Here is an 8,070-nt window from a genome sequence, read left to right as displayed (position 1 = left end):
TCTGGCTGTCTGTGAACTTCGACTTCTTCATTGCGTAGAACTCCCTTTGCTGGAAATTCTACTTCTGATCCCGCTTACTGGACGGGCGGATTACCCCAGCAGTCGTGAAATCCTGATTTCGTGTCGGTGTATTTGCGTCGCCCCTGTGCGGGGCGGCAGTCACTTTCTTTGCTGCTGCAAAGAAAGTAACCAAAGAAACAGCTTTCCCCAGCCTAAGCACTTCATGCCGGCCGCGGCACAGGCGATTGGCTGAATGGAACGGCAGTAGCGAGTGCCCCCGCAAGCAGAATAAGACTTGGCTCGCGCACGGTCTGACAAGCCATAACTTTTAGCGCGCTGGCTCAGCACGAAATAGCTTCGGCACAGCGCTACGCGCTGCCGCTGGTAATGCATGGGAAACCAACGAACAGCGAATCTTGTGAGATGACTGCGTTAGAGAGACAGCACGCACCGACCCATTGAGCGGTCGGCGCGAAGCGGGCTGGATAGCTTCGGCACAGCGCTTCGCGCTGCCGCCGGGTATGCATGGGAAACCAACGAACAGCGAATCTTGTGAGATGGCGGCGTTAGCGAGACAGCACACGCCGACCCGCTTGACCGGTCGGCGCGAAGCGGGCCGGATAGCTTCGGCACGGCGCTTCGCGCTGCCGCCAGGTCTGCAAGGGAGACCAACGAACAGCGAATGCAGTGAGATGGCAGCGTTGGTACGGAAGCACGCGCAGACCCGATTGACCGGTCGGCCGCGAAGCGGGCTGGAGCTATTTCGTGCTGAACCAGTTAGTGGTGTGGTGCGATGTGTCGGACCGTGCGCGGTCCAGGCCCGATAAGACCTTTGAGGGCACTCGCTATAGCCGTTCCATTCAGCCAATCGCCTGTGCCGCGGCCGGCGTGAGGCACTTTGGATGGGAAAGCTGCTTTCTTTGGTTACTTTCTTTGCAGCAGCAAAGAAAGTGACTGCCGCCCCGCACAGGGGCAACGCTAATAGACCAAAAGCAAATCGGGATCCGGCGAAAAAAAGACGAAAAAAACCCCTATTTACGAGCAAGCAACCACCACACCAAACTTCGCAGGCAAGCACCAATTCAAACCCCGAAGGGAAACAACCTCGTATGACTCAAACCGCATCGAATAAATCTCTCGCCGGGAAGACGGCGCTAGTAACCGGCTCGACGAGCGGCATCGGCCTGGCCATCGCCACGGCGCTCGCGCAGGCCGGCGCGAATCTCGTGCTCAACGGCTTCGGCGATATCGAAGGCGCCCTGAAGCAAATCGAAGCAACCGGCGCGAAAGCCGTCCACCATCCGGCCGACATGACCAAGCCCGATGAAATCGAAGCGATGATCGCGTTCGCGAACGAAAGCTTCGGCGCCGTCGATGTCCTCGTGAACAACGCAGGCATCCAGCACGTCGCGACCATCGACGAATTTCCGGTCGATCGCTGGGACGCGATCATCGCCATCAATCTGAGTTCGGCGTTCCACACGATGCGCGTCGCGCTGCCGCAAATGCGCGCGCGCAACTGGGGCCGCGTGATCAACATCGCGTCGGTGCATGGGCTCGTCGGCTCGGCGGGCAAATCGGCCTATGTCGCCGCGAAGCACGGCATTCTCGGGCTGACGAAAGTCGCCGCGCTCGAAAACGCCCGCAGCGGCGTGACCGTCAACGCCATCTGCCCAGGCTTCGTGCTGACGCCGCTCGTGCAGAAGCAAATCGACGATCTCGCCGCACGCGACTCGCTCACGCCCGACGCGGCCCGCGCGAAGCTGCTCGGCGACAAGCAGCCGTCGGCGCAGTTCGTGACCGCGCAGCAGATCGGCGACATGGCCGTGTTCCTCTGCTCCGACGCCGCGAGCGAAATGCGCGGCTCGGCGCTGCAGATCGACGGCGGATGGAGCGCGCAGTAAGCGATGCGCATCTCGACGAAGCCCTGCGGCGCTTCGCGGTCGCGAAAGCTGAGATCGGGCAGCGTCGAAAGGCGCGTCGCTTGGTACTATCGGACATTGCCCACGAGGAGTGTGTCCGATGACCGCTGAGAACAATCGCGCGGAAGAAGCGCGAGCGATGGAACGTATCGTCAACGCGACGCGTCAGGTTCAATCCGCTTTCCTGGCGCTGCAAACGCAGTTTCCGCCCGAAGGCGACGGCCGCCCGTCGCAGATGGCGCTGCAGACTTTCGATGCCGCGCTCCAGGAACTCGAAGACGCCCAGGCCGCCTTCGACACCATGCTCAACGATCTGTTCGACGGCAACCGCTAAACGCGTCGCGCCTCACGCGTCACGCGTCACGCAGTTCGGGCACGTCCTCGCCCGGCCCGCTCAGCGCGGTCTCGCCGCCCGTGTCGGCGAGACCCGCCCACGGCACGCCGTCGCCGGACTGGCGGCGCGCGGCCGCCACGCATGCTTCGACCAGTTCCCGGAACGACACCGCCGCCGAACTCGTGCGCACGAGCACTTCGCCTTGCAGCGGGCTTTCGGGAAACACCAGCCCGACGATCAGCTCCGCCGACGACGCCCGCTGATGCAGCCGTCGCAGCAAGTTGCGCAGATACGGCGGCGACTCGGCCGCATCGAACGACACGACGCAAATGATCGTCACGCCCGCGAGATCGACTTCGCCGAAACGTCCGCGCGAGAAGCGCTCGTAGCCCGCGAGATCGGCGTACAAGCCGTGTTTGCGGAAAAGCTGCACGGCGATGGTCGCCGCGAGATCGTCCAGCTCGCTTCTCCCCGCGATGCACAGCACCGACGCCGTGTGGCCTTCCTTCTGCGCATCGAAGCGAGCGGGCGGCGTTTCGTGCGCGAGCGCCGATTCATCGTCGGGGGAATCGAGGCTCGCGGGCGGCTCGTCCTTGCGCTCGATGGTCACGGCGGTATCGTCGGCATCTTCCAGTCCTTCGATGATGTCGAGCGCCGATTCGTTGATGCGCCTCAACTGATCCGCCGTCACGACGCCGCGCAGCACGTCGTTGTGGGCGTAGCGCAGGCCTTGCAGCGCGACCTCGTCGTAATACGCGATCAGCGAGCGCTCCTTGAGCAGCGTTTCGGCCTGCACGAGCGCTTCGTCGGGATCGTTGGCGAGCAGGCGCTGATAGAAATTCTCGGCGGGCGTGAGCGCGGGCCGGTCGCCGAACAGCACGTCGAGAAATTCGAGCCGATCCACATGACGGCCGAGAATCACGAGACACAAGGTGAGCGGCGTCGAGAGCACGAGGCCGATCGGCCCCCAGATCCAGCTCCAGAAAATCGCCGCGACGATCACCGCGAACGGCGACAGCCCCGTGCTATGCCCGTACAGCAGCGGCTCGACGACCTGACCCGCGAGGATATCGGTCACGCCGAACAGCACGACGGTCCACACGAGCATCGCCCAGCCCGGACCGACCGCCGCCGCGAACACGACCGCGACGATCGCCGCGATCCACGTCCCGACGTAGGGCACGAAGCGCAGCAGCGCGGTCATCACGCCGAACAGCAACGCGCCCGGCACGCCGATGATCGCAAGCCCGATCGCGATGATGATCCCCACGCCCACGTTGATGCCGAGTTGCGCGAGGAAGTATCGCGACAGGCGCCGCGCCGCCTCGTCCATCGCGGTGGTGGCGCGATGCAGATCGCGCGAGCCGAAGAGCCGTATCAGCCGGTCGCGCAGATCCTCGCGCTGCAAAAGGATGAACACCGCGACGACCAGCACGATGCCCGTGGTTTCCAGCGGACTGATGACGGGCGACAGGAAGCGCTGCGCCAGTTCCAGCGGCGTCGGCGTGGGCTCGTGGACTTCGACGGGCATCGGCTGATCGATCGGCGAGGCAGCCGGGTTGTCCTCGTTCTTCTGTTCCTGCTCGCGCGCCGCCGGCGAAAGCCGCTTCAGCGCACGCGACGCGCGGCCGAGAAACTCGTCGGCGCGGCCGACGGTCACGCGCTGCACGGAGTCGATCTTGCGCTCGACCGCGACCTGATACTTCGGCAGATCGCCCGCGAGTTGCGCGACCTGCGCGCCGATCAACGCGCCGACGGCCGTCAGCACGGAAAGCGCGATGAAGACCGCGACGATCACCGAAGGCACCTGGCCGAAGCGCAGCCGCCGCAGGAAATCGACGAAAGGCGCGAGCAGAAAGCTCAGCAGGATCGCGAGGATGATCGGAATCATCACCGCGCGGCCAAAGTACAGCGCGCAAATGATGACGACGCCCGTCACCAGCGACGCCAGCGCGCGCACGCCGGGCGCTTCGGGCGGCAGGATCTTCGCGGGTGGCCGGCGCGGCGCGGGTGCTTGCGGCATGGGAAATGGCTCGCTTTCTGGAAACAGTCGGGCGGCGCACGGCTGTGCGGGAGCAAGCGACGATCAAGCAAGGCGCGTGCCGTCGTGACAACGCCCGTCGCTGTTGAGGTGAGTCTATTCGGGAGCCGAATTCTACTGCAATCGGTTCAAAGGTGAGGCGATGCGGGACCGCGCCGTGCTCTATCGATGTCATCGAAACAATCAGTTGGATGCGCGAACCGTGCGCGTGCGACAGTCGCAGTTCGCCGCCGCTCATCGAAAAGGACATCATGGCAGTCGAATCACCGTGCATCAGCATCTGCAAGTTCGACGAGAAAACCGGCCTGTGCATCGGCTGTCTGCGAACGAAGGAAGAATGCAGGCAGTGGAAGAAGATGAAGGACAAGCATCGTGCGCGGGTCATCGACGAACGGCCGTGGCGCAAGGCGAAGCTCAAGAAGCACAAGAAGTAGGCAGCGCGGAAGAACAAAGGCTGGACTGGTCGGCGAAAGGGTGATGGCGATTTTCAGCGCGCACGCGGACTACACTGAATGCGACTTTGCAGGAGTCGACCATGAAAGTGATTTGTGCCGCATTCGTTCTCGCATCGGGCTTTGCCGCCGCATCGGCTTTCGCGCAGTTGCACCCGAGCGTCGAAACCGACATGTACGCGCCGCAGAACAACACGAAGCTCATGCCGAACGCGCCGCTCGGCAGCCAGTATCCGACGCACGGCAACGCGCAGGCGGGCGAACTCAATCTCAATCCGAGCGATCCGCGCGCGCAACTCGTCAACGGTCTGCCGAACAACGCCAACAGCGGCGGCTACGGCTCGCCGCTCGCGGGCAACAAGGCGAACGTGCCTCGCGGCGAATAAATCCGGCGTGAGCCGACACTGCCACTTCGCCTTCACCATTCGCGTTTCAAGAATGGTGATTTGAATTTCACCGCTATTCTCCTTCTCACGGCAAGAACCGATACTTGATTCACAGGACGGGACTTCTCCCGGCCGCCAACCGAATCAGGGAATCCGCCGTGAAGATTTATCACCATCCGCTGTCCGGGCATTCGCACCGCGCGCGTCTCTTTCTGAGTCTGCTCGGCATCGACCACGACGCCGAATTCGTCGATCTCGCCGCCGCCGCCCACAAGACGCCCGAATTTCTCGAGCTGAACCGCTTCGGCCAGATTCCCGTTCTCGTCGATGGCGATATCGTGATCGCCGATTCGAACGCGATCCTCGTCTATCTCGCGAAAAAATCCGGCGACGCGAACTGGCTGCCCGACACGCCCGCCGAAGCCGCCGCCGTGCAGCGCTGGCTGTCGGTCGCGGCCGGTCAGATCGCGTTCGGACCCGCCGCCGCGCGTCTCGTCACCGTGTTCGGCGCGAAATTCGACGCGGATGAAGTCATCGCCCGCGCGCACGGCGTGCTCCAGGTGATCGATGCGGAACTCGCGCAGCGCGACTGGATCGCGGACATCGGCGCGGCGCATCCGACCATCGCGGATATCGCGCTTTACAGCTACGTCTCGAGCGCGCCCGAAGGCAACGTCGATATCGCCGGCTACGAGCACGTGAACGCGTGGCTCAAGCGTGTCGAGGCGCTGCCCGGCTTCGTGCCGTTCCAGAAGACAGCCGCGGGTCTCGCGGCGTAAAGTGAGCGCGGCGGCTCGCCGCCGCGCCTGAATCGAAGAGGCATACGATCATGTCCACTTCCACGCTCGCCGATGTTGCAACCGTTGCCACGCCCTCGCCGTGGCATCGCGGCGAAATCGCCATCCAGAAGGCTTTCGGCGTCGATGAACGCATGGACGGCGTCGGCCGCCGCATCGTGCGCGATCACATGCCGGATCAGCATCGCCAGTTTTTCGCGCAGTTGCCGTTCGTCGTCGCGGGCGCGGTCGACGAGCGCGGCGATCCCTGGGCGACGCTGCTCGCCGGGCATCCCGGCTTCATGCGCGCGCCCGACGCGAAAACTTTGTCGATGAGCCTTGCGCGCGATCCGCTCGATCCCGCCGACGCCGGCATGAACGATGGCGCGTCGATCGGGCTGCTCGGCATCGAGTTGCACACGCGCCGCCGCAACCGCATGAACGGCGTGATTCATCGCGATGGCGCGAACGCCGTATTCGACGTGGCCGTCGAGCAGAGCTTCGGCAATTGCCCACAGTACATCCAGTTGCGCGACTTCGAGTTCGTGCGCGATCCGGCCGCGCCCTCGCCCGCGCAGCCGGTCGTCTCCGGCACGCTTTCGCCGCGCGCAAAAGCGATGATCGCGGGCGCGGACACGTTTTTCGTCGCGTCGTATTTCGATCGCGAGGACGGGCATCGGCAAGTGGACGTGTCGCATCGCGGCGGCAAGCCGGGCTTCGTGCGCCTCGCGGACGACGGCACGCTCACCATTCCGGATTTCGCGGGCAATCTCTTCTTCAACACGCTCGGCAACATTCTCGTGAACGGCCGCGCCGGACTCGTGTTCGCGGATTTCGAATCCGGCGACGTCCTGCAACTCTCGGGCGACGCCGAAGTGCTGCTCGATTCCCCCGAAACCGCCGCGTTCCAGGGCGCGGAGCGGCTGTGGCGCTTCACGCCGCGCCGCGTCGCGTATCGCGCGGGCGCGCTGCCGTTGCGGTGGAAGGCGCGCAGCGAGGGCGCGTCGCCCAATTCACTGATGACGGGCGACTGGGAACAGGTTGCCGAGCGCCTCAGGGCGGCCGCGCTCGCGAACGTGTGGCGGACGTTTCGCGTGAGCAGGATCGTCGATGAAAGCGACGCGATCCGCTCCTTCCATCTCGAACCCGCCGACGGCGCGGGCATCGTTGCGCACAAGGCCGGCCAGCATCTGCCGATTCGCGTCACCTTGCCGGGCGACGCGAAGCCGCTGATCCGCACATACACGCTGTCGGTCGCGCCGTCGGACGGGCTGTATCGCATCAGCGTGAAGCGCGACGGACGCGTATCCGCGCATCTGCACGACACGCTGAAAGCCGGCGACGTGATCGAAGCGCGCGCGCCCGCCGGCGATTTCACGATCGATCCGTTCGAGCGTCGTCCGGCCGTGCTGATGGCGGCGGGCGTCGGCATCACGCCGATGCTCGCGATGCTGCGTCACGTGGTCTACGAAGGCCTGAGAAAGCGGCGCGTCCGTCCGGTGTGGATGATCGTGTCGGCGCATTCGCTCGCGAGCCGCGCGTTCGAGCAGGAAATCGCGGCCCTCGCGCAGAGCGCGGGCGGCGCGGTGAACGTGATCCGCGTGCTGAGCGACACGAACGGCGCGCAGTTCGGGCGCGATTACGATGCATCGGGGCGCATCGACATCGACCTGCTGACGAGCCGCCTGCCCTTCAACGACTACGACTTCTACCTGTGCGGTCCGGGCGCGTTCATGCAGACGACCTACGACGGCCTGCGCGCGCTCAACGTCGCCGACGGGCGCATCCACGCGGAGGCGTTCGGTCCTTCGGCGCTGAAGCGCACGGCGGATCGCGGCGCCGACGTCAAGCCGATGCGCCCCGCCGCGACGCAGCCGGTGAAGATCGAATTTCTGAAGTCGGGCACGAGCGCGCAATGGAAGCCCGGCGCGGGCACCTTGCTGGAACTCGCCGAAGCGAGCGGCCTGTCGCCCGAATTCAACTGCCGGGGCGGCACGTGCGGCACATGCAGGACGCGCGTCGTGCAGGGCGCGGTGTCGTATGAAAGCGAGCCGGCCTTCCATGCCGGCGACGACGAAGCGCTGATCTGCTGCGCCGTGCCGGCCGCGGATAACAGCGGCAAGCTGGCGCTCGATCTTTGATCCCGCGGTGAAGCGGTT

The 8,070-nt window shown here is 64.8% G+C and carries 7 protein-coding genes; 6 read left to right on the top strand and 1 reads right to left on the bottom strand.

Going from position 1 to position 8,070, the window contains the following annotated elements; translation table 11 throughout:
- The first annotated feature begins 1,109 nt into the window (after positions 1-1,109).
- Positions 1,110-1,904 carry a 3-hydroxybutyrate dehydrogenase gene (locus NOV72_RS17690; protein WP_106855892.1) on the top strand — a complete coding sequence of 265 codons (795 nt, stop codon included), beginning with the start codon at positions 1,110-1,112 and terminating at the stop codon, positions 1,902-1,904.
- A 118-nt stretch (positions 1,905-2,022) separates the two neighbouring features.
- Positions 2,023-2,256, top strand: coding sequence for a hypothetical protein (locus NOV72_RS17685; RefSeq protein ID WP_061120011.1), 234 nt, complete (start codon positions 2,023-2,025; stop codon positions 2,254-2,256).
- 19 nt (positions 2,257-2,275) lie between these two features.
- On the opposite strand, the gene NOV72_RS17680 is transcribed toward NOV72_RS17685, so the two are convergent.
- Positions 2,276-4,279: an AI-2E family transporter gene (locus tag NOV72_RS17680; RefSeq protein ID WP_106855891.1), complete on the bottom strand. Its 2,004-nt coding sequence runs from the start codon at positions 4,277-4,279 to the stop codon at positions 2,276-2,278.
- A 269-nt stretch (positions 4,280-4,548) separates the two neighbouring features.
- Between NOV72_RS17680 and NOV72_RS17675 the strand changes: the two genes are divergently transcribed.
- The 4 genes from NOV72_RS17675 to NOV72_RS17660 all read left to right on the top strand — a co-directional run bounded on the left by NOV72_RS17675 (position 4,549) and on the right by NOV72_RS17660 (position 8,052).
- Positions 4,549-4,731 (top strand): DUF1289 domain-containing protein, encoded by a 183-nt coding sequence (locus NOV72_RS17675; protein ID WP_106855907.1) that lies wholly within the window; start codon positions 4,549-4,551, stop codon positions 4,729-4,731.
- A 101-nt stretch (positions 4,732-4,832) separates the two neighbouring features.
- A complete protein-coding gene (locus tag NOV72_RS17670) occupies positions 4,833-5,135 on the top strand; it encodes a hypothetical protein (protein WP_106855890.1) in 303 nt (100 codons plus the stop codon).
- 158 nt (positions 5,136-5,293) lie between these two features.
- Positions 5,294-5,914 (top strand): glutathione S-transferase family protein, encoded by a 621-nt coding sequence (locus NOV72_RS17665; RefSeq protein WP_106855889.1) that lies wholly within the window; start codon positions 5,294-5,296, stop codon positions 5,912-5,914.
- Positions 5,915-5,964: 50 nt separating this feature from the next.
- The gene (locus NOV72_RS17660; RefSeq protein ID WP_106855888.1) at positions 5,965-8,052 is read left to right on the top strand and encodes a 2Fe-2S iron-sulfur cluster-binding protein; all 2,088 of its coding nucleotides are present in this window, start codon (positions 5,965-5,967) and stop codon (positions 8,050-8,052) included.
- Positions 8,053-8,070: the final 18 nt, after the last annotated feature.

It is taken from the genome of Caballeronia novacaledonica (assembly GCF_900258035.1).
Lineage (GTDB): Bacteria > Pseudomonadota > Gammaproteobacteria > Burkholderiales > Burkholderiaceae > Caballeronia > Caballeronia novacaledonica.
This window is presented reverse-complemented; position numbering and strand designations above follow the sequence as displayed.